The organism is Sphingomonas trueperi, assembly GCF_040545665.1.
Classification (GTDB): Bacteria; Pseudomonadota; Alphaproteobacteria; order Sphingomonadales; family Sphingomonadaceae; genus Sphingomonas; species Sphingomonas trueperi_B.
The window spans coordinates 150,020-171,356 of the sequence record NZ_JBEPMH010000001.1; the positions used below are offsets into that span (position 1 = coordinate 150,020).

Below are 21,337 nucleotides of genomic sequence, written 5' to 3' on the forward strand. Positions count from 1 at the left end.
CCGCCAAGCTACGCCATCCTCCCCCTCGAGGGGGAGGATAGGCAGACATCACCGGAACGGCGGTTCGTTGAACGCGCGCAGCTTGCGGCTGTGGAGCTTGGCGCCTTCGCGGCGGAGTTCCTCGCAGGCTTCGATGCCGATCTTGAGATGCTCGGCGATCGCACGCTCGTAGAAGCGGTTGGCCTGGCCCGGCAGCTTGAGCTCGCCGTGGAGCGGCTTGTCCGAGACGCAGAGCAACGTCCCATAGGGCACGCGGAAGCGATAGCCCTGTGCCGCCAGCGTCGCCGATTCCATGTCCACGCCCACCGCGCGGCTCAGCGAGAAGCGCAGCGCCGACTGCGAATAGCGCAGCTCCCAGTTGCGGTCGTCGGTGGTGACGATGGTGCCGGTGCGCAGCCGCTGCTTGAGCTCGTCGCCCGACTGGCCGGATACGGTCTCCGCCGCCCGCGCCAGCGCCTGCTGGACCTCGGCGATGGCGGGGATGGGGATCTCCGGCGGCAGCACGTCGTCCATGATATGGTCGTCGCGCAGATAGGCATGGGCGAGGACATAGTCGCCGATCCGCTGGCTGGGGCGCAGGCCGCCGCAATGGCCGATCATCAGCCAAGCCTCGGGGCGGATGACCGCGAGGTGGTCGGTGATCGTCTTCGCATTGGACGGGCCGACGCCGATATTGACCAGCGTGATGCCCGTGTCGCCCTCGGCCATCAGGTGATAGGCGGGCATCTGGTGCCGCCGCCACGCGCCGTCGCTCACCAGCCGGTCGGCATCCGCCGCATCCTCGATCACGATCCCGCCCGCGCCCGACACGCCGGTGAAGCGGCTGTCCGGCCCCAGCTGCGCGCAGGCCCAGCGGACGAACTCGTCGACATAGCGGTGATAGTTGGTGAACAGGATATATTGCTGGAAATGCTCGACCGGCGTGCCGGTATAATGCTTGAGCCGCGCCAGCGAGAAATCGGTGCGCAGTGCATCGAACAGCGCCAGCGGCCGGGTCTCGTCCTGGCTGACCCAGATGCCGTCGGCGATCTCGTCGCCGATGTGCGACAGCTCGGTCGCCGGGAAGTGGCGGCCCAGCTCGGTGGCGGAGACGTCGTCCAGGCTCAGGATCGTGTTGGGATCGAGCACATAGGGGAAGGGGATTTCCTGCCGCCCGGTGACCGCGTGCACCTCGACGTCATAATCCTCGATCAGGAAGGTCAGCTGCTCGGTGAGATATTCGGCGAACATCGCCGGGCGCGTCACCGAGATACGGTAGTCGCCCGCCTCGACCAGCCGCCCGAACGAGCGGCGCGGGATCGGCTTGTCGACGCCACCGCGATAGGTGACGCGGAGCTCCGGATAGGCGAAGCTGCCGTCGGTCCGCGTCTCGGGATCGGGCGTGGTGCCGTCGGTGATGTAGCGGTTGAGCGCCTGCTGCAGTCGTTCGACCGAGGCGCGATAGAGCCGATCGAGGTCGGCGACGATATCGGAGGCTTGAGTCATCTTCCATCGCTAAGCGCGGAAGATGACGCTGGCAAGTCGGCGGTGGAACGAGCCGCTCAGCTGATGCCGAGATCGCCCGGCCCGAACGCCTGGGGCAGCAGCTCCGACAGGCGGTAGCTCGCCACCGCATCGCCCTCGGCCGCGCCGCAATGGACGGGCAGGTCGCGCTTGCCGAGCTGTGCCGCCTCGTTGATCACCTGGCGGCAGCGGCCGCAGGGGCTGACCGGCGCGGTTCCCGTCGGCATGCCATCCGCGCCGATCGGGCCGCCGATCACCGCGATCTCCGCCACGTCGCGCAGCCGTCCCTGGGCCGAGACGGTCGCGAGCGCCACCGTCTCGGCGCAGAGCGACAGGCCGTAGCTGGCATTTTCGAAATTGGCGCCGGTCACCACGGTGCCGTCGGTCAGCAGCACGGCGGCGCCGACACCGAAGTTGGAATAGGGCGCGTGGGCGTTGCGCGCAGCGGTGCGGGCGGCTGCGATCAGCGCGCTGGTGTCGGTTGTCATGAAATTCATCCCTTGATGTGGAGCACGCAGATCAGCGTGAACAGCCGCCGCGCAGTGTCGAAATCGACCTCGATCTTGCCCTCCAGCGCGGTGCGGAGCAGCTCGGCGCTGTCGTTGTGGATGCCTCGCCGCGCCATGTCGACCGTCTCGATCTGCGCCGGCGTCGCAGCCCGGATCGCCTGGTAATAGCTGTCGCAGATCGCGAAATAGTCGCGGATCGGCCGGCGGAAGCGGGCGAGACCGAGCACGATCGTCTCCAGCGGCGTATCGTCGGCCCGCTTGATCGAGAGCGCCAGCCGCCCTTCCTCGACGCTGAGGTGCAGCTTGTACGGCCCGGCATAGCCATCGGCCTGTTCGCGCTGGGGGGCGAAGTGATTGTCCTCGAGCAGATCGTAGATCGCGATCCGGCGTTCCTGCTCGATGTCCGCCGAGCGCCACAGGATGGTGCGCTCGTCGAGGGTCACGTCGATGATCCGCGGATCGGCCATAGGCCGCAGCTTTGGAAGCATTCCCCGTTTTCCACAACCCATGCGGTTGCCGTGCCCCCCACATTGGCCGATGAGGGAGGGATGGCACAGCCGATCCCTTTCCCCACCCAGGAGCCCCAAGAGGGCCTCAGCCTCCCCCAGAACGTAGAGGCGGAAGCCGCGCTGCTCGGCGCGATGATGATCGACAACCGAGTCGCGGAAGACGTCCTCCAGAAGATTCGACCCGAGCATTTCTTCGAACCGCTGCACGGCCGCATCTATGAGCAGATCGCGCATCTGGTGGGCGATAACCGTCTCGCCACCCCGGTGACGCTGCGCCCGCTGTTCGCCAACGATCCGGCGATGAAGGAGCTGGGCGGCCCGGCCTATCTCGCCCAGCTGACCGGCAACCCGGCCAGCCTGATCGGCGCACGCTCCTTCGCCGACCAAATCTACGATCTCGCCCAGCTCCGCGCGCTGGTCGATGTGGGCCGCGGCATGGTGGAGGGGGCGCTCGACACCAGCCAGGACATCAATCCCTCGAAGCAGATCGAGCAGGCCGAACTCCGGCTCTACCAGGTCGCCGAACAGGGCGATTCGGAAGCCGGGGTGAAATCCTTCACCCGCGCCGCGACGCTCGCCGTGAAGCAGGCCGAGAAGGCGATGAACTCGGGCGGCGGCATCTCGGGCATCACCACGGGGCTGAGCGACCTCAACGCCTCGACCGGCGGTTTCAACCGATCGGACCTGCTGATCCTCGCCGGCCGCCCGGGCATGGGCAAGACCTCGCTCGCCACCAACATCGCGTTCAACGCCGCCAAGCGCTACATGGACGATCTCGACGCCGGCATCGCCGAGGAAAAGTCGATCGGCGCGCCGGTGGCGTTCTTCAGCCTCGAAATGTCGGCCGACCAGCTGGCGATGCGTATCCTGTCCGAGCAGGCCGAGGTCGTCTCGGAAAAGCTGCGTACCGGCCAGCTGAGCAATGCCGAGTTCCAGAAGTTCGCGCGCGCCGCGGGCGATCTGGAGCGGCTGCCGCTCTATATCGACGACACGCCCGGCCTCACCATCGCGGCCCTTCGCACCCGCGCACGGCGGCTCAAGCGCCAGCACAAGATCGGCATGGTGATCGTCGACTATCTCCAGCTGCTCACCGGCTCGGCCAAGGCGTCGGGCGACGGCCGCGTGCAGGAAATCTCGGAGATTTCGCGCGGCCTCAAGACGCTGGCCAAGGAACTCCATGTGCCGGTGCTGGCGCTCTCCCAGCTGAGCCGCGCGGTGGAAAGCCGCGAGGACAAGCGCCCGCAGCTCTCCGACCTTCGCGAATCAGGCTCGATCGAGCAGGACGCCGATATCGTGCTGTTTGTGTATCGCGACGAATATTATCACGACTTCAAGGCCCCGACGAAGATCCCCGATGGCACCGAGACCGCCGAGGAGCGCATGGCCTATGAGGAATGGCAGGCGCGCCAGCTGGAAGTGGCCAACAAGGCGACGGTGATCATCGCCAAGCAGCGCCATGGTGCCACGGGCTCGGTGCACATGCGCTTCGACCGGCAGTTCACCAAGTTCAGCGATCTGGCGCCGGAGGGGTATTGAGAAGGGCGCCCTGAGGGGTGACGGCACGCGCCGTTTACCCCCTGGCGTCGCGGATCGGCCCCAATACCTGAAGGGCCGTATCCCCTACTCGTGTCTACTGCTCGCCTGTCGCCGGCAGTCCCTATGCTCGCCGGACGTTCTCAAATGCGAGCAAGGTCAAAGACATGTCCGATCCTATCGAAGAACGCCGTCGTCCGCGCCTTGCCATTGCAGGCGCTACCGGGCGGGTGGGCGCTGCGCTCGTCCACCAACTCGTCGCTGATCCTGTCGAGGTCGTGGCGCTCACCCGCGATCCCGGTGCGGCATGCCTGCCTTCGGGCGTGGAGATCGTAGGCGTCGACTTCGACGCACCCGCCACGCTGGCCGATGCGTTGCAGGGCGTCGACCGCCTGTTCCTGGCGCACGGAAGCTCCGACCGTCAGGTGGCCAACGAGATTGCGTTAATCGACGCGGCGATGGATGCTGGCGTCTCCCACATTGTCAAGCTGTCCTCGATGGGGCCCCCCGCCAAGGTGCATCCCTTCGACTGGCATATGGCGATCGAAGCGCATCTGGCGACGAAGGCGATGGGCTATACCGTGCTGCGTCCGGGCCCCTATGCCGATATCCTCGGCAAGGTCGGCAGCGCGGTCGCTGCCGATAATTGGGGCGGCTCTGCCGGCGACGGCCTCGTCAATTTCATCGACACGCGCGACATTGCCGATGTGGCGCGGCTGGCGCTGCTCGACGCCGCCAGCGTCGACGTGCAGCGCGCCTATCATCTCACCGGCCCTGCGCCCGTGACCATGTTGGACGTGGCACAGCTGCTCTCGCAATTGCTGGGGCGGGAGATCGTCTACAGGCACCGTACGCCTGCCGAGCAGCGTAGTGCGTTGATCGCATCGGGTTTCAGCGAAACGGCCGCCGATTTGCGCCTGGGGCTGGAGAAACTGTTCAACGAATCCGTCCTGGCGGAGACGACCGGTACCGTTGCCCAGCTCACCAAGCGGGCACCGCGCGCGCTTTCGGACTGGCTGGCCAGCAACCTGTCTCTGTTCCGCACCTGATCGCACGCGGGCGGCTTCTCCGGGACCTGCTAGACGCTCGTCCCCACAAGCCGCCCGATCCCCGCGGTCAGCGCCATCGCCAGCGCGCCCCAGAACACCACCCGCGCCACCGGCTTGAGCGGCTTGGCCCCGCCGGTGATCGCGCCTAGCGCGCCGAGCAGGGCGAGGAACAGGATCGATCCCGCCGCTTCGCCCGCCGCCATCCAGCGCATTGGCAGCAGTGCGGCGAGCAACAGCGGCAGCGCCGCGCCCGCGGTAAAGGTTCCCGCCGAGGTGAAGGCGGCGACTACCGGCCGCGCGGTCGTCACTTCGGTGATGTGCAGCTCGTCGCGGGCATGGGCCTCCAGCGCGTCGTGCGCCATCATCTGCTCGGCCACCGCCTTGGCGGTCGCGCGGTCGACGCCGCGGGCGATGTAGATCTCGGTGAGCTCGCGCAGCTCGGCCTCGGGGACCGTCGCCAGCTCCACCCGCTCGCGGGCCAGGTCGGCGCGCTCGGTATCGGCCTGCGAGCTGACCGAGACATATTCGCCCGCCGCCATCGACATCGCGCCCGCCACCAGCCCCGCCACGCCCGCGACGAGCAGCGCCGACCGCTCCGCCCCCGAAGCGGCCACGCCCAGGATCAGGCTGGCGGTGGAGACGATGCCGTCATTCGCCCCCAGCACGGCGGCGCGCAGCCAGCCGATCCGGGATACGAGATGCTGTTCGCGGTGCGGGCGCATGGGGGTTCCTCCGGCGGTGGTCTGCGCGGAGGATGGGGCGGTGCTGGCGGCGCGGCAATGGGGGAGTACCCGTGGGCGAGGGCGCCGCCAGATGGGCATAGCTTCCCGTCCTCACTCTCATCGTCATCCCGGCGAAAGCCGGGATCCATTGGGGTCTCCCGCCCGGTTCTTGCTGCGACCGAGTGGCGTCTGGATCCCGGCTTTCGCCGGGATGACAAATGGCCTGGATGCAATAATGCTAATCAATATCACGAATCCAGCGTCAGCAACGCCGTCACGCCTGCTGCCACCGCCAGCGCCGCACAGACCAAGGCCGCGACGTGGAACCCGCCGACCAGCGCCGCGCCGGTCTGCGACAGCACCGCGCCGGCCAGCGCGGTTGCGACCAGCCCGCCGGTCCGCGCGATGGCGCTGTTGAATCCCGAGGCGGTACCCGTGAAGCGATCATCGACCGAGGCGAGCACCGCCGTGGTCAGCGGCGCCACCGCGCCCGCCATGCCGAGCGACAGCACCAGCATGCCCGGCAGGATGCTCGTCCAGTAGCTCGCCTGCGGGTCGGCGCCCGAGAGCAGCCAGAAGCCGATGCCCGTCACGATCGGCCCGATCGAGAGCGGCCAGCGCCCGCCGATCCGCGCCGCCAGCCGTCCGGCGAAGCGCGAGGAGACGCCGATCACGATCGAGAAGGGGAGCAGCGCCAGCCCCGCCTGCGCGGGCGGATAGCCCCCGCCGACGATCAGCAGATAGGGCAGCAGCAGGATCAGCCCGCCCAGCGCGCCGTACAGCAGCAGCGTCAGCACGGTAAGGCCGACGAAGGGCAGCGACCCGAACAGCGCCAGCGGCATCATCGCGCGCTCGCCCAGCCGGTGCTGGTGGAGGACGAACCCGCCGAGCAGTGCGACGCCGCCGACCAGGCCGATGGTCGACTGGGTGGAGACCGCATGGCTGCTCGACCAGAGGGTCAGCGCCCAGGTCAGGCTGCCCAACCCTGCGGTGGCGAGTGCCGCGCCTAGCCAGTCGAGCCCGCCCTTGCCGCGCGGGCTCTCGGGCACGAACCGCCAGGCGATGGCGATCGCCGCGACCGCGACGGGCAGGTTGAGGTAGAAGATCGCGCGCCAGCCGACCGCGTCGACCAGCCAGCCACCGAGCGGCGGCCCCACGGCGGAGGCGATCGCGCCCGCCGAGGCCCAGGTACCGATCGCCCGTCCGCGCGCCTCGCCGTGGAAGCTGCTGCCGAGCAGGCCGAGGCTGTTGGGCATCAGGATCGCCGCGCCGATCCCCTGCGCCGCGCGCGAGGCGAGCAGCAGGTCGGTGCCCCTGGACAGCGCGCAGCCGAGCGAGGCCAGCGCGAAGATCGCGACCCCAAGGATCAGCATCCGGCGGCGGCCGAAATAGTCCCCCGTCGCGCCGCCGAACAGGAGGAGGGCGGAGAGGGGGAGAAGGTAGGCGTTGATGATCCACGGCAGCGTCGCCGGATCGGCGGCGAGCGTCCTGCCGATCGTCGGCAGCGCGACGTTGGTCACCGATCCGTCGAGAAAGGCGAGGCTGGAGGCGCACATGCACGCCGCGATGATCCAGCCGCCATGGCGGGGGGCGGGCGGGGCGGTGTCGCTCATCGGCGGGTGCGGCGTTGCATGGCGCCGGCTGTAGCTTGGGTGGGAGGTGAGGGCCAGCCAGAGGCAAGTATATCCTCCCCCGCGGGGGGAGGTGGTCCGCGCAGCGGGTCGGAGGGGGAGCAAGCACGACGGTGAGGTTCTGGCATCCTCCCCCTCTGTCGCCTTCGGCGCCACCTCCCCCTGGCGGGGGAGGAAACGCGTTGATTTTCGGCCTTATCTCCTCAGAACCGCGTGCGGACCGTCAAGCCATAGGTGCGCGGCTCGGCGAGGAACGAGCCGAACATCGCATTGCCTACGGCGAAGCTCGGCGCACCGAAGGCCTGGACCTGCGAGCGGCTGCCCGCACCCTGGAAGGGCAGGTTGAACGCGACCTGCTGATAGTTGGTGTCGAGCAGGTTCTGCGCCCACAGCTCCACCGCCCATTTCTCGTCGGGCCCACGCACGCCGATGCGGGCGTTCATCGTCACGAAGCCGTCCTGGAGCTTCTCGACGAACAGATCGGAGCCGGTGTTGTAGTCGCTGGTCATGCGCCCATCGACATAGAGCAGTCCGGTCATGCCGTTGGTGCCGATCGGCGGCGTCCAGGTCACCGCGCTGGTCACCGTGTTGCGCGGGGCGTTGGACATCTGGCTGCCGGGGAGCAGGAACAGCGCGGCATTGAGCGGCTCGCCCGCCTTGGACCCGACCAGGTCGTGCTGGTACTTGGCATCGGCCAGCGTGTAGCCCAGGTTCACCGTGAAGTTGGACGTCGGGTAGAAGCCGAGCTCGAGCTCGACGCCCTGGGTCACCACGCCCTTGCCGACGCTGCCGGTGCAGGCGCCCGTTGCCGTGCTGTTGTCCCGGTCCGCGCCGTTCAGCGCGGTGCTGCAGCCGCCGATATTCTGGACGATGTAGCTGGTGCCGTTGAAGGTGTTGAGCTGGAAGTTGGTGAACTCCGAGCGGTACAGCGCCATGTTCGCGGTGATGTGCCGAGCGCTGTACTTGGCGCCGATCTCGAAGGCGTTCACCGTTTCCGGATCGAAGCGTAGATTGGTCACGGCCGATTGGCGCGGGGTGGCGAATACCGTCGTCGACAGGTCCGAGCGATCGAGATTGTAGCCGCCCGCCTTGTAGCCGCGCGCATAGGAGGCATAGAAGAGCGTGCTCTCCGTCGGCTTCCACGAGAGCACCGCGGTGCCGGTCAGCTGGCCTTCCTTGAACTTGTCCGCAAAGGGCACGCCGGTCAGCGCCGAGGTCGAGTTGCCGGTGCAGGTCAGCGTGACGATGCCGCCCGCCAGCGACTGGAGCGTCGCGTTGGTGCTGGTGAGCAAAGGCGCCATCGCCGCCTGCTGCGCCGGGCAGACAGTGTTGTTGTTGGCGAACGACGCCTTCAGCGACTTGCTCTCGTGGGTGTAGCGCGCGCCGAGGGTGAAGCTCAGCGTCTTGGTCAGCTTGTAGATATTGTGGGTGAAGAAGGCCCAGTTCTGGCTCGTCTGGTCATAGAGGTCGAGCGTCGAGCCGAGATCGTTGAGCGTGCTCAGCCGATCGATGCCGCCGATGATCTGCGGGCCCACCGCGGGGGTGAGCACCGCGCGGCCGGGGGTGCTGAGGCAGCCGGGGCGGCTGGGGTCGCGCAGCGCTGCGGCGGGGTTGATCGTCGCCACCATGCGGCAGGCGGCGAAGGCGCCATATTGGGTGCCGAAGCGGAGATTGTCCGCCACGCGCAGCTTCTCATGCGCGTAATAGCCGCCGACCAGCCAGTCGAGCTTGTCGCCCAGGATGGTGCCGGAGAAGCGGCTTTCGTGGCTGAAGGTGTGGAACTGGCGATAGGCATTGCCGTCATTGGCGCGATAGGCGATGTCGACATTGCCGTAATCGATGTCGCCGGCGCCGGCCGACTTGTACTCGCGATAGGCGGTGAGCGAGGTCAGCTGCGTCGCGCCGAGATTCCAGCGGACGCGCGCCGATAGGCCGTAGTCGGTGGTGAGGTTGGCATAGGCGCGGCCGGGCGTGAGCGCGATCTGGCGGTTATAGGGATTGCCCTCGCTCGGCAGCACGCCGCCCAGGCTGCGTAGGATCGCGGTGATGCGGTTGCCCGCCGGGTTGATCGCGAAGTCGCCGGGCTTCCCGGGCGTGGGGTCCAGCTTCTCGCGCGTGTCCATATAGACGGCGCCGCAGCACTTCTCGTTGCGATGGGTATAGTCGGCGATCAGGCGGATGCCGAGATCGGGATTGACCGTGAACAGCAGCTGGCCGCGGACGAAATAGCGGTTGCGGTCGTTATAGTCGGTGTTGTTGACGACGTCGTGCAGATAGCCGTCGCGCTTCGAATAGACGCCGTCGAGGCGGAAGGCGACCACGTCCTTGACCAGCGGGCCCGTCAGCGCGCCGGAGAGGCGGACGGCGTCGAAATTGCCATAGGTCGCCTCGGCGAACCCGCCGAACTTGAACTCGGGCACCTTGGTGTAGATGCTGATCGCGCCCGCGGAGGAATTGCGGCCGGACAGCGTGCCCTGCGGCCCGCGCAGCACCTCGATCCGCTCGATCTCACCCATGTCGTTCAGGCCCGAACCGGTGCGACTGCGATAGATGCCGTCGATGAACACCGCGACCGAGCTTTCGAGGCCGGGATTGTCGCCGACCGTACCGATGCCGCGCACGCGGGCCGAGGCATTGGCTTCCGAGCCGGTGGAGGAGACGAGCAGCGACGGGGCGATCTGGGTCATCTGCCGGATGTCGGTCGCGCCCGAATTCTGCAGCGCCGCCTGGCCGAAGGCGGATACCGCGATCGGCACGTTGGACAGCCGCTCCGAACGCCGGGTGGCGGTGACGACGATGTCCGCTGAATTGGGCGAGTCCTTGTCGGCCTCGACAGGGGTGTTGGCGGCGGACCCGCGCAGATCCTGCGCCGCCGCCGGCGCGGCCAGGGCGAGCACGCCCGCGGACAGCAACAATGCCCATTTCGACATATCGGCTCCTCTCCTTTCCAAGCTTTTGCTTTGGTTTGGCTGCTTGGTTTGGCGAAAGAGCCATAAATTTCGGTGAACGTCGCCTCGGGGTTTCGACGGGGGTGTTTCTCCTTTCAAGCAAGTACCTTGGCGGCGGTTCAGTGAGCGCGACCGGTCTCCAGCGCCTCACTGGCCTTGAGGGCGAACAGCGTCGTCACCGTGCTGCTGCCGTGATCGACCAGGACCGGCAGACCCGCGGCCGTGCGGGCGAAGCGCAGCAGCGGCCGGGCCGGCCAACCCATGGCACCGGGCAGGAGGACGGCGCGCGCTTCGCTCGGCAATGCCTGCGGGAGCTCGGTCCGCGTTGCCTGCAGCGCGAGCACGGCCAGCGCGGTGGCGAGCGGATTGTCGCCATCGACTCCCCAGCCGCGCCCAGCCTGGCGGTTCGCGTGCAGGAAGCTGGCGCCGCGCGTAACCGCGGGGTGGTTGGGCATCACCGCACCGAGCAGGCGCAGCGCCAGCCAGGTGCCGTACAGGGGATCGGCGCCCGCCGCCGCCGCCCAGCTGCCGTCCGGCTGCTGGCGATCCGCGACCCAGCGGGCGCCCGCGACGATCATGCCGAGGAACCGCCGCGCGTCCCAGCGGGCGAGCGCATAGACGAGGCTGGCGACCGTCTCCACCGCATCGGGCGCGGCGTTGTTGGGCAGGACCCAGGTGGGCAGCACGCCGTCGGCCTCGGCATAGGCGAGCAGCACCGCGAGCGGCGGCGCGCAATGCGCGGCGATCAGGTCCCGCCGGCTGAGCCGCACGAACAGGAGCAGGATCTGCGCGAGTTCCTCCACGTCGCCCGAGAGATCATAATAGCGGTCGGCCCCGGCGGGGCGCGATCGGTCGATTGATTGCCGGTGGCGGACGATGCGCTGCACCGTGGCTTCGATCTCCGGATGCCGCGCGTCGAGATCCATGTCGAGCAGCGCGTCGGCGACGAGGATCGGGGCGAACAGGACACCGGAGCGAACGCTGTCCGGGGAATCGGTGGTGCCGACCTGCGCGCCGCCGAGCAGCGGGGCTTCGCGGTAACCCGCGCCGGCAGAGGCCGACAGCAGGGCCTCGGCGCGCGACACGATTGCCGCATGGGCCGTCAGGGCGTCGCTGCCGGCATCCCGGTCGATGGTTGGCGCCGAACCCGGCGGCGGCGATCCGGCGTGCGGGACCCCCGGGCTCGCGACGCGTACCGGCGCCGGCAAGACCGGCATGGCATGTTCGAAGGTACCGCGTCCGGAAGTCGGCATCGCACCCATCCCTTGCCAGACCGCCTCCGCGCATGCTCCGCCGGCTCGATCGAACGAGGGCCGGCATCGGCAGCGCGGAACTTGTCCTGGTTCCCGCTATGTTCACCCACGTCATCGCCTAGCGCGCGGTGGTTGAACATCGGGAAGCTGGTCCGGAACGGAGCGGTCGCGGCACGGTCCGCAGACGCGCGCCGGACCTCGGCGCGTCGGTGCGCGCCAGAGACATACCGCCGCTATGCGAAAGCGGCGCCGGCGCAGCATTTTAGGGGCAGGGCGGATAGGCCAGGGGGGCAGCCGGGAAGGTCCGCTCCGGAGCAGACCTTGCCCGTTTACCGGCCTTCGTCAGCCGCCCTGCACCGGCGGCCGCCGGCCGCCCGCGAGCGTCCGCGCCTTGTCCTGCGCGGTCAGCACCAGCTCGGCGGCGAGCAGTGCCTGCGCCTGGTTCTGCGCGACCTCGGTGCGCTGGACCACGTCGGTGACGAACTGCGGCCCGAACGGCAGCGGCACGTCGTTGCAGTCGATATAGCGGGTGCCCTTGCGGTCGGCGATGAACAGGTGGTTGCCGCCCGGCCGCCCCTGGATGTCGACATACTTGCGCAGCTCGATATAGCCCTCGGTGCCGAGGATGAAGACGCGGCCGTCGCCCCAGGTCGGCAGGCCGTCGGGCGTGTACCAGTCGACGCGGACATAGCCGGTGCCGCCATTGCCGGTCAGCATCATGTCGCCGAAATCCTGGAACTTCGGGTGGTTCGGCGTGGCGAAATTGCCGGTCTGCGAGGCGACGACGTGGGCCTCGGTGGAGCCGGTGTAGAAGACGAACTGGTCGGCCTGGTGGCTGCCGATATCGGTGAGGATGCCGCCATAATTGGCGACGTCCCAGAACCATTCGGGGCGGCTGGGCGCGCTCACCCGGTGCGGGGCGATGTTGATCGTCTGCACCACGCGGCCGATCGCGCCGGCATGGACCAGCTCGCCCGCCTTCACCGCCGCGCGCACCTCGAGCCGTTCCGAATACATGATCGCGAACTTGCGCCTGGTCTCGGCGATCGTGCGGCGCACCTCGGCGAGCTGGGCGAGGCTGGTGATGCCCGGCTTGTCCGACAGGAAGTCCTTGCCAGCGAGCATCACCCGCACGCCCAGCGGCGCACGGAGATTGGGGATCGAGGCGCTGGCGACCACCTGCACGCTCCTGTCGTCGAGGATCTCGGCCTCGCTGCGCGCCACCTTCACGTCGCCGTAGCGGGCGCGGAAGGGGATCAGCTGCTTGGGGTCGCCCGCATGCACCGCCACCAGCGTGCCGCCGCCGCGGATCAGCGCGTCGGTCATCGCATAGATGTGCGAATGGTCGAGCCCGATCACGGCGAAGCGGATGCGGTCCTTGGCACTTGGGTCCGGCCCGGTCGGCGCGGCATTGGCGGAGACGCCGTTGCCCTGCGCGGTCGATTGGGCGCGGGCCGTGCCGGCGAGCCCGGCGCCGATAAGGCCGGCGCTGGCGAGGAGCAGGCGGCGGTCGATCATGTCCATGATGGTGTCCCTTGGGGAGAAGGTCAGAAGGTGACGAGGTCGGTCGGCCAGGCGAGCGCCTTGCCCTGATCGATCGCCTGCTCGCCGAGCAGCGAGGCTACGCTGGCATGGTACGCCTGGGCGAGCAGGCCGGGCACTTCCCTGCCGCTGCGCACCGCTTCTCCGAAGCCCTCGAACTGGAGCATCGTCTCGTCATATTCGCCCCAGCCGAGCGAATCGCCGGGGGTGGTGACGGGGAGTTCGGGGAACCAGGTGGCGCCGCCGATCGGCACGGTGTTCTTGCGGCCGGCCTGCACGTCGGCGCGCATGCGGGCGAGGGCGGGGACCGCGCCGGGCTGGACCTCCTGATAGATCCGGCCTAGCTCGGGCTCGATCGTGCCCTTGCTGCCCTGGATCTGCTCCTCGCAGCCATAGCGGGCATTGTTGAGCATCGAGGTGTAGATCACCTTCCGACCATCCGAGTAATCGTAAATCAAGGCGACCTGATCGTAGACGTCGCGGCCGTCCTTCCAGAAGCAGATGCTGCCGGAGCCCATCACGCGGGTGGGCAGCCCGCCCATGAACCAGTTGGCGACCTGGAGCTGGTGCGTCGCCAGCTCGGTCATCAGCCCGGCCGAGCGATCGCGATAGAGCCGCCAGTTGATCTCGCGCTCGGTGCCGCCGGGCGGGATCTGGCGGCGCCAGCTGCGGTTGCGGTGCCAGCTGGCGCGGATCTGGGTGATCGGGCCGATCTCGCCCGCCTGGGCGCGCTTGAGCGCGTTGAGATAAGTCGGGTTGAACAGCCGCTGATGGCCGATCTGGAGGATCTTGCCGCGTGCGCGGGCGCGGGTGACCATCGCGCCGCAATCGGCGATCGTCCGTGCCATCGCCTTTTCGCAGAACACCGGATAGCCCGCGTCCAGCGCGTCCATCGTGTGGCGGGCATGGAGATCGAGCGGGGTGGCGATCACCACCGCATCGATCTGCTTGGCTTCGAGCATCTTGCGGTGATCGGTGAAGATCGGCGTGTTCGCCGGCACATAGGCGCGCGCCTTGGTCATGTGCGGCTCGAAAGTGTCGCAAAGCGCGGCGACGGTGCAGTTGCGCGTCTTGTTGAGGTTCTGGATCAACGTGCGGCCGCGATCGCCGGTGCCGACGACGCCGATGCGGACGCGCGGGCCCTTGGCGATGTCCTCGGCGGCGCGGGCTGCCCAGGGCGCGGCGGCGCTCATCCCCACGCCGGCGGAGGCGAGCAGCACCCGGTCGAGAAAGGTGCGGCGGGAAAGCGCGAAATCGTCGTCGGTCATGCGGTAGGTTCCAGTGCTCGCTCGGCGCCGACGGGCGCGGCATGGGGAAAGAGGAAGCGGTGTTCGGGAGCTACGGCGCGCAGCCGATCGCGGGCGGCGAGGCCAGCGACGAGCAGCGCGGTGCTCAGCGCCTCGGCCTCGGCGCCGGTCGCGGCGGCCGCGATGGCGGTGGCGGGGGTGGTGACGATCGCCCCATCGGTCGGGCGGATCATCGCGGCGCGGCCCGGCTTGGCGGCGCCCGCACCGATGGTGGACGAGATCGACAGCGATGCGTCCTGCAGCTCCAGTTCGACCAGCCAGGCACCCTCGTCCTCGGGGTGCGGCACGGCGAGCGGCCAGCCGCCGCCGAGCGGGTGCGGGCCGAGCACTGCGATCGAGCTTTCGCCGGCGGAGAGCAGGGCGGAGGTCACGCCCATCGCCCGAAGCGCGGTGACGGCATGGTCGAGCGCATGGCCCTTGCCGAAGCCACCGAAGTCGAAGGTCAGCGGGCGATCGGTCGAAACCCGGCGGCTGGCACGATCGATCGTGAGCGAGGACCAGCTACCGAGGCTGGGATCGAACAGCCCGCCGGTCTCGCGCCAAAGCGCATCCACCTGGACCAGCGCGCCGAACAACAGCCGGTCCTCCACCACCGCGCTTCCGCCGCTGGAGAGCGCGTCGTTGAGCGTAGTGGCGGGCGAGGGGCGATGGATCGTCAGCGCATCCTCCACCGAGAGGATCGCGGCCTTGGCAGCGGCGAGTGCGGCGGGGTCGTCGCAGCCGAACAGGTGCAGCTCGACCCGCGTACCCATGGCGGCGAACCGCGCCACGCTCGCCTCCATCCCCGTCATCTCAGCCGCGCACTTCCCAGCCGGGCTCATAGTCGACCGCCCAGAGCTTCCGCGCGGCGGCTTCCTTGGGCTTGCCGGTGGCGGCGTCGACGGTGATCGCGCCGCTGGTGCGATAGGCCATGTTGCCGAGATGGCAGAGCGTGGTGCTGATATGCCCTTCCTGGATCGGCGAGTGCAGCGCCGTCTCGGTGCCGCGGACCACGCCGAGGAAGTTGGCGGCATGGTAGACGTCCAGCGCGCCTTCGCCGACGGTGCCGGTCGTCTCCGATTCCGCCGGCGCCTTCACCTCGCGCAGCTTCTTGCCGCCGAGATCGTACAGCTCGAAGCCGTTGCGATCGACCACCGCCGAACCCTTGGTGCCGAGCAGCAGCGTGCCGCGGCCGCGGCCGTAGCGGAGCTTGCCGTTGCAGCTTTCGCCGTCCCAGCGGATCGTGCGCCCGCCGTCATAGCCGAGCGTCAGCGCGAGCGAATCGTACATCTCCCAGTCGTCGCCCTGGTAGAAGCGGCGGGCGCCGCGCGCGGTGACCGTGTTCGGATAGGCGACGCCCATCAGCCAGCGCGCGACGTCGAGTTCGTGCATCGCATTGTTGCAGATCTCGCCGGTGCCGTACTTCCAGAACCAGTGCCAGTTATAGTGGACGAGGTTGGAGCGGTACGGCCCGCGCGGTCGCGGTCCCTGCCACATGTTCCAGTCCAGATTGGCGGGCGGCGGCACGATCTGGCCCTTGCCGATCGACTTGCGGTTGTTCGCATACCAGGTCTGCGCCTCGTACACGTCGCCCAGTTCGCCGGCGCGGATCAGCTCGAGCAGCTGACGCGTCTCCACCGCCGAGCGCTGCTGGTTGCCGACCTGGAGCACGCGGCCGGTGCGCTTCTGCGCGGCGATCAGCGCCTCGCCTTCGGCTGGGGCGATGCCGATCGGCTTTTCGATATAGACGTTGCGGCCCGCGTTCATCGCGTCGATCGCGACCTTGGCGTGCCAATGGTCCGGCGTCGCGACGGTGATCACGTCCACCGCCTTGGTGTCGAGCAGCCGGCGATAGTCGCCGGTCGTTTCCACCTTGCTGCCGTAGCGCTGGGCGAACTCGCCGGCGCGCTTGGCGAGCACCGTCGAATCGACGTCGGCGAAATGGGTGACCTGGACGTTGGGCTGCTTGGTGAAGGCGCTCATATGCGCCTGGCCGCGGCCGTTGACGCCGACGATGCCGACGCGGATACGGTCGTTCGCCCCCAGGATGCGCGCATAGCTGCTCGCGCTGATCGCCAGTGCGCCGGTAGCGGCGGCGCCCTTCATCATCGTTCGACGGTCGAACATGGCAGTGCTTCCCCTCGGTTCTTTATAGTCGTGATTGCAACGATGGAGCGAGCGTTCCTCAGAAACGGCGGAGCTTGATCGAGCGGAAATCGACGCGGTCGCCATGATCCTGCAACAGGATCGCGCCCTCGGCGGTAGTGCCGAAGCCGGCGATCTTGGCGAACTTGCTCTCGGCGATCGCCGCCTTGAGCGCATCCGAGCCGCGCTCATATTCGACGACCTTGAAGCCGTTCAGCCAATGCTCGACATGGGTCCCGCGGACCAGGATCGTCGCGCGGTTCCATTCGCCCGGCGGGTTGCCGCGCTTGCCGGGGCTCGATGGGTCGGAAAGGTTGCGCGCCGGGATCAGGTCGTAGAGCGAGGCCAGCGTGCGGTTGCCGTCGCGGCCCATCTTGGCGTCGGGATGCCGCGCATCGTCGAGCAGCTGATATTCGAAGCCTACGTTCGACACGCCGCCATTCTGCAGCGGCGGCAACAGGTATTTGATGCCGCTATTGGCGCCCTCGCTCAGCCGGAAATCGACCGAGAGCTCGAAATTGCGGTAGTTGGCCGCCGTGGCGATGTCGCCGCCGCCGCCATTCTTGTCGACCGTCAGGATGCCGTCGGCGATGCTCCAGCCCTTGGCCGGAAAGCCGCCGCCCTTGGCCGATCGCCACCCCTTCGACGTGCGGCCGTCCCATAGCAGCGTCCAGCCGGCGCGGCGCTCGGCGGCGGTCAGTTGGTTGGACTGCCAGCCCTGTTGCTCGACCTTGGTCTCGGGCAGCGCATAGCGGGCAGGGGAGTCGGTAAGGATGCGCAGGCCCTTGAAGCGCACCTCGGGGCCCTTGGCTGCCACCGCGTCGGGCAGCGCATGGACCTGGAAGGCGAGGAAGCCGCGCGCATCGCTATCGTCGACGATATCGGCGGCGGGCACGCCGTTGAGGAAGGTGCGGATGCGGTTGCCGATCGCCTCGACGCGGTAGTGGTTCCAGTCGCCGGGCTTGAAGGCCTTGCGCGCCGCCTCGTTGCGGCCGAGCGTGAACAGCCACTGGCGGCGCTGCTCGTCATAGATGCCCGCGCTCCACGCGCGCGGCGAGGGGTCGATCTCCGCCTGGTAGCCGAACACCACGCCGTTCCGATAGTCGGGCCGGCTCTGGCCGCGGATCATCATCCCCGAATTGAGCGACGGATCGGTCTTCGCATCGAACTCGACGATGAAGTCGCCATAGAGCTGGTCCGAGACCAGCCAGCTATTGCCCTTGCCGATCACCGCGCGGCCGACCAGCTCGTCGCCCACCACTTCGTAGGTCGCGTTGCCGCCGGTGCGGTGCCAGCCGGAGAGGTCCGCCCGGGGCATGAGGTCGCGCCAGGGGGCAGCGGCGGGCGCGGTGCCGGCGGGTGGCGCCGCATTGAGGGGAAGCGTGCTTGCCGGCAGGACGGCAAAGGCCAACAGTGCGAGTGTGCGAACCACAGTCTCTCCCCTCATCCATGAAGTGGCCCCGTCCGCTTCCCAAAGGGTTGCGGCGAAAAGCTCTTGATGGACTAGGCGTAAAACGTGGTCGGGCCACTTGCAAGTGCCTTGTCTGGCACGACAAAGGCCTGACAACGCTATCTGGCAAATTGGTCAGGCACAGTTGCCAGACACGGCATCGCCTGTTACGCATTGTTGCAGGTCGTACACCCGAAGATGGGGGCGACACCACCCGCGCACCAAAAAGCTTAGACACAGGTGCGCGCGAAATGGGAGAGGGGATATGGACACCGTTCGTGGCCACAAACGCGCCTTGTTCGCATCGTGCAGCGCACTCGCCGCGCTGATCGCAACTTCCGCCGCCGCACAGACCGCGCAGGAACAACCCGCGCCGGCGCAGGCGGACGACACACAGAACAACGAAATCGTCGTCACCGGCTTCCGCGCCTCGCTCAACAGCGCGCTCAACCTCAAGCGCTCCGAAACCGCCGCGGTCGACAGCATCGTTGCGGAAGATATCGGCAAGTTTCCGGATTCGAACCTCGCCGAGTCGATGCAGCGCATCCCCGGCGTGGCGCTTTCCCGCGGCGACGGCGGCGAAGGCCGCAACATCTCGGTCCGCGGTCTCGGCGCGCAGTTCACCCGGGTGCGGATCAACGGCATGGAAGGCGTGTCGCAGGTCAGCGGCAGCGACATCCGCGGCGGCGTCGCGACCGGCCGCTCGTTCGACTTCGTGACCTTCCCGACCGAGATCTTCTCGTCGCTTTCCGTGCGCAAGACGACCTCGGCCGATGTCGAGGAGGGCTCGCTGGGCGCGACGGTCGACCTGCGCGCGCCCAAGCCGTTCGACCAGAAGAAGGATTTCGTCCTCTCCGCCACCGCGCGCGGCATCTACAACGATATCCGCAAGGACGTCGATCCGCGCCTCTCCGCGCTGGTCTCCAAGAAGTTTGGCGACAGCTTCGGCGTGCTCGGCAGCATCGCCTATTCGAAGCGCCACATCGACGAATATGCCTATTCGGCCGCGGACGTCGTGCCAACCACCGTCTATGGTCTGGCGCAGCCTGCCGGCTCTGCCAATGCGGGCGTGATCTTTCCGTTCTGCACCCCCGTCGGCTACATCTACAAGGGCGCGCCGGTGAACAGCCCCACCATCGGCTACACCCAGCCGAGCGGCGCCTCGATCGGCGCGGATGCGAACAACTGCAGCACCAACAATCCGCGCACCGGCAACCAGGCCGCCTATGACTATATCATGAGCCGCACCGGGGTGAACGGAAAGCCCGGCGGCGGCGTGTATCTGCCGCGCCTGCCGCGCCCGGTGAAGAGCAGCCAGAACCAGGAGCGCCTTGCCGGCTCGCTGACCTTCCAGTGGAAGCCCGACGACAATACCGACATCTCGCTCGACGGCCTCTATTCGCGCTTCAAGGTCAAGCGGCTCGACACGATGATGGACGCGCGTTCGTTCGGCCGCGCCATCTCGAACAACGGTCAGCCGCTCACCTCGGTCCGCGAGATCGAAGTCGACAGCAACGGCTCGCTGATCCACGGCCTGTTCGATGGCGTCGACCTGCGCTCGGAAATGCAGGACGAGCGCTTCACCTCCGAATACAAGCAGGCGAACCTCAACTTCGACCATCGCTTCTCGGACCATTTCCGGCTGTTCGGCCTGGCCGGGATCAACCAGTCGCAGCTCGACGTGAACCGCCTGCAGGTGGCGATCGACTCCAACGATACGCGCAACTGGTCGATCGATTTCCGCGACAATCCGAACATCCCGAAGATCGGCTACGGCATCGACACGACCAACCCCGCGCTGTTCCAGTACGGCCCGCCGCTCGCCAATGGCGACCAGCGTGGCCAGCTCTCCAACTTCATCCGCCGCAACACGATCACCAGCAAGACCTTCGAGCTCAACGCCGACTGGATGGTGACGCCCGGCTTCACGATCCAGGCGGGCGGCCAGTACCGCACCAACAAATACACCGCGCGCGAACGCCAGCTTGCCACCAACACCCCGCTGGCGCTGCCGGCGGGTGCGGCGATCGCCAATTTCAGCTTCGTCACCACCGGCATCGGCAAGAATCTCGGCGGCAACCTGCAGGACTTCGTCTCGATCGATCCGGACAAGTTCCGCCAGGTCACCGGGCTCGACAACTATGTCTATTGCAGCGTCGAATGCGCCAAGGGCACCTATGGCGGCGTCGACGAGAAATACGCCTCGGGCTATCTGATGGCCAAGTTCGACACGTCGAACGTGCTGCCCTTCGCGCTGCGCGGTGATGCCGGCGTGCGCTACGTCCGGACCAGCCTCGACACCTATGGCCCGATCACCACCGCGTCGCCGGCGGGATCGCTCTACCCGTCGCGCTTCGTCATCTCCAACGTCAGCCGCTCCTACGAGGACTGGCTGCCGTCGATGAACCTTGCGCTCGACATCACCCCCAGCCTGATCGCGCGCGCTTCGGCGGCGCGGGTGATGTCGCGGCCTGCCTATGGCCAGCTGATCCCGGCGGGTTCGGCGAACCTGGTGATCCAGACCGCGTCGTTCAGCAACCCGTTCCTCGATCCGATCCGCGCCAACACCTTCGACGCCGCGCTCGAATGGTATTTCCGCCCTGGATCGCTGCTGTCGGTCGCCTATTTCCACAAGAACATCGAGACCTATATCCAGACGACCAGCCAGAGCTTGGCCTTCCAGGATATCGGCCTGCCGCTGTCGCTGCTCAACGGCACCCAGCTGCGTCCGAGCGACCAGTTCACCGTCCAGCGCAGCAACAACACGCCCGGCGGTCCGCTGCGCGGCTTCGAAGTGAACGTGCAGCTGCCCTTCACCTTCCTGCCGGGCGTGCTCAAGAATTTCGGCGCGCTGGGCAATTTCACCCGCGTGCGCTCGAACATCAACTACATCATCTCGCCGACGCTCTCACGCACCGCGCCGCTGGTCGGCCTGTCGCCGGAGACGGCGAGCGGCACGCTTTACTATGAAGACAGCAAGTTCAGCATCCGCTCGACGGTCAACTACCGCTCGTCGTTCCTGACGGCGGTGCCGAGCGGATCGGTCGACGCGGACTCGACCGCCAATGCCCGCTCGATCTTCGTCGATGCCTCGGCCTCGTACAATCTCAGCGAGCATATCAAGCTGATCGCCGAGGTGCAGAACATCACCAACGAAACCAACCGGCTGACGGTGGACACGGTTCGCAAGGACCCGCTCTACACCGCCTATTTCGGCCGGACCTACGCACTCGCGGTGAACTTCGTGTTCTAAGCTG

The 21,337-nt window shown here is 67.8% G+C and carries 15 protein-coding genes; 3 read left to right on the forward strand and 12 right to left on the reverse strand.

The features are described 5' to 3' along the window. Positions 1 to 48: 48 nt before the first annotated feature. From ABIC65_RS00705 to ABIC65_RS00715, 3 genes are read right to left on the reverse strand one after another with little or no spacing between them, the layout of a single operon-like run. Entirely contained in the window at positions 49 to 1,485 is a 1,437-nt protein-coding gene (locus tag ABIC65_RS00705; RefSeq protein WP_354306291.1) for an AMP nucleosidase, read from the reverse strand. A gap of 56 nt (positions 1,486 to 1,541) precedes the next feature. Beyond that, on the reverse strand, positions 1,542 to 1,991 hold the full coding sequence (locus ABIC65_RS00710; RefSeq protein WP_354306292.1) for a cytidine deaminase: 450 nt from the start codon (positions 1,989 to 1,991) through the stop codon (positions 1,542 to 1,544). Positions 1,992 to 1,996: 5 nt separating this feature from the next. Continuing rightward, positions 1,997 to 2,479: a UPF0262 family protein gene (locus ABIC65_RS00715; RefSeq protein WP_354306293.1), complete on the reverse strand. Its 483-nt coding sequence runs from the start codon at positions 2,477 to 2,479 to the stop codon at positions 1,997 to 1,999. A gap of 81 nt (positions 2,480 to 2,560) precedes the next feature. Here ABIC65_RS00715 and ABIC65_RS00720 point away from each other — a divergent pair, with 81 nt between their 5' ends. After that, on the forward strand, positions 2,561 to 4,057 hold the full coding sequence (locus ABIC65_RS00720; RefSeq protein WP_354306294.1) for a replicative DNA helicase: 1,497 nt from the start codon (positions 2,561 to 2,563) through the stop codon (positions 4,055 to 4,057). 164 nt (positions 4,058 to 4,221) lie between these two features. Then, positions 4,222 to 5,103: an NAD(P)H-binding protein gene (locus tag ABIC65_RS00725; protein WP_354306295.1), complete on the forward strand. Its 882-nt coding sequence runs from the start codon at positions 4,222 to 4,224 to the stop codon at positions 5,101 to 5,103. Between the two features lie 29 nt (positions 5,104 to 5,132). On the opposite strand, the gene ABIC65_RS00730 is transcribed toward ABIC65_RS00725, so the two are convergent. The 9 genes from ABIC65_RS00730 to ABIC65_RS00770 all read right to left on the reverse strand — a co-directional run bounded on the left by ABIC65_RS00730 (position 5,133) and on the right by ABIC65_RS00770 (position 18,062). After that, the gene (locus ABIC65_RS00730) at positions 5,133 to 5,825 is read right to left on the reverse strand and encodes a VIT1/CCC1 transporter family protein (protein ID WP_354306296.1); all 693 of its coding nucleotides are present in this window, start codon (positions 5,823 to 5,825) and stop codon (positions 5,133 to 5,135) included. 248 nt (positions 5,826 to 6,073) lie between these two features. Beyond that, complete coding sequence (locus ABIC65_RS00735) at positions 6,074 to 7,438, reverse strand: MFS transporter (protein ID WP_354306297.1); 1,365 nt, start codon at positions 7,436 to 7,438, stop codon at positions 6,074 to 6,076. A gap of 221 nt (positions 7,439 to 7,659) precedes the next feature. After that, entirely contained in the window at positions 7,660 to 10,386 is a 2,727-nt protein-coding gene (locus tag ABIC65_RS00740) for a TonB-dependent receptor (protein WP_354306298.1), read from the reverse strand. A gap of 137 nt (positions 10,387 to 10,523) precedes the next feature. After that, a complete protein-coding gene (locus tag ABIC65_RS00745) occupies positions 10,524 to 11,621 on the reverse strand; it encodes a hypothetical protein (RefSeq protein WP_354306299.1) in 1,098 nt (365 codons plus the stop codon). A 378-nt stretch (positions 11,622 to 11,999) separates the two neighbouring features. Continuing rightward, a complete protein-coding gene (locus ABIC65_RS00750) occupies positions 12,000 to 13,181 on the reverse strand; it encodes a Gfo/Idh/MocA family protein (RefSeq protein WP_354306300.1) in 1,182 nt (393 codons plus the stop codon). A gap of 23 nt (positions 13,182 to 13,204) precedes the next feature. Then, positions 13,205 to 14,467: a Gfo/Idh/MocA family protein gene (locus ABIC65_RS00755; RefSeq protein ID WP_354306301.1), complete on the reverse strand. Its 1,263-nt coding sequence runs from the start codon at positions 14,465 to 14,467 to the stop codon at positions 13,205 to 13,207. Then, positions 14,464 to 15,276: an FAD:protein FMN transferase gene (locus ABIC65_RS00760; protein ID WP_354306302.1), complete on the reverse strand. Its 813-nt coding sequence runs from the start codon at positions 15,274 to 15,276 to the stop codon at positions 14,464 to 14,466. The genes ABIC65_RS00755 and ABIC65_RS00760 overlap by 4 nt, the downstream gene beginning before the upstream one ends. 22 nt (positions 15,277 to 15,298) lie before the next feature. Beyond that, positions 15,299 to 16,612 (reverse strand): Gfo/Idh/MocA family protein, encoded by a 1,314-nt coding sequence (locus ABIC65_RS00765; RefSeq protein WP_354306303.1) that lies wholly within the window; start codon positions 16,610 to 16,612, stop codon positions 15,299 to 15,301. 58 nt (positions 16,613 to 16,670) lie between these two features. Further along, positions 16,671 to 18,062 (reverse strand): 3-keto-disaccharide hydrolase, encoded by a 1,392-nt coding sequence (locus ABIC65_RS00770; RefSeq protein WP_354306304.1) that lies wholly within the window; start codon positions 18,060 to 18,062, stop codon positions 16,671 to 16,673. A gap of 283 nt (positions 18,063 to 18,345) precedes the next feature. Between ABIC65_RS00770 and ABIC65_RS00775 the strand changes: the two genes are divergently transcribed. Further along, on the forward strand, positions 18,346 to 21,333 hold the full coding sequence (locus ABIC65_RS00775; RefSeq protein WP_354306305.1) for a TonB-dependent receptor: 2,988 nt from the start codon (positions 18,346 to 18,348) through the stop codon (positions 21,331 to 21,333). The last annotated feature ends 4 nt before the right edge of the window (positions 21,334 to 21,337 follow it).

Coding starts and splice junctions, on each gene's coding strand:
- ABIC65_RS00750 (WP_354306300.1), bottom strand. CDS start 13,181: ATGGACATGATCGACCGCCGCCTGCTCCTCGCCAGCGCCGGCCTTATC.
- ABIC65_RS00705 (WP_354306291.1), bottom strand. CDS start 1,485: ATGACTCAAGCCTCCGATATCGTCGCCGACCTCGATCGGCTCTATCGC.
- ABIC65_RS00725 (WP_354306295.1), top strand. CDS start 4,222: ATGTCCGATCCTATCGAAGAACGCCGTCGTCCGCGCCTTGCCATTGCA.
- ABIC65_RS00765 (WP_354306303.1), bottom strand. CDS start 16,612: ATGTTCGACCGTCGAACGATGATGAAGGGCGCCGCCGCTACCGGCGCA.
- ABIC65_RS00735 (WP_354306297.1), bottom strand. CDS start 7,438: ATGAGCGACACCGCCCCGCCCGCCCCCCGCCATGGCGGCTGGATCATC.
- ABIC65_RS00775 (WP_354306305.1), top strand. CDS start 18,346: ATGGACACCGTTCGTGGCCACAAACGCGCCTTGTTCGCATCGTGCAGC.
- ABIC65_RS00755 (WP_354306301.1), bottom strand. CDS start 14,467: ATGACCGACGACGATTTCGCGCTTTCCCGCCGCACCTTTCTCGACCGG.
- ABIC65_RS00730 (WP_354306296.1), bottom strand. CDS start 5,825: ATGCGCCCGCACCGCGAACAGCATCTCGTATCCCGGATCGGCTGGCTG.
- ABIC65_RS00720 (WP_354306294.1), top strand. CDS start 2,561: ATGGCACAGCCGATCCCTTTCCCCACCCAGGAGCCCCAAGAGGGCCTC.
- ABIC65_RS00710 (WP_354306292.1), bottom strand. CDS start 1,991: ATGACAACCGACACCAGCGCGCTGATCGCAGCCGCCCGCACCGCTGCG.
- ABIC65_RS00715 (WP_354306293.1), bottom strand. CDS start 2,479: ATGGCCGATCCGCGGATCATCGACGTGACCCTCGACGAGCGCACCATC.
- ABIC65_RS00745 (WP_354306299.1), bottom strand. CDS start 11,621: ATGCCGGTCTTGCCGGCGCCGGTACGCGTCGCGAGCCCGGGGGTCCCG.
- ABIC65_RS00740 (WP_354306298.1), bottom strand. CDS start 10,386: ATGTCGAAATGGGCATTGTTGCTGTCCGCGGGCGTGCTCGCCCTGGCC.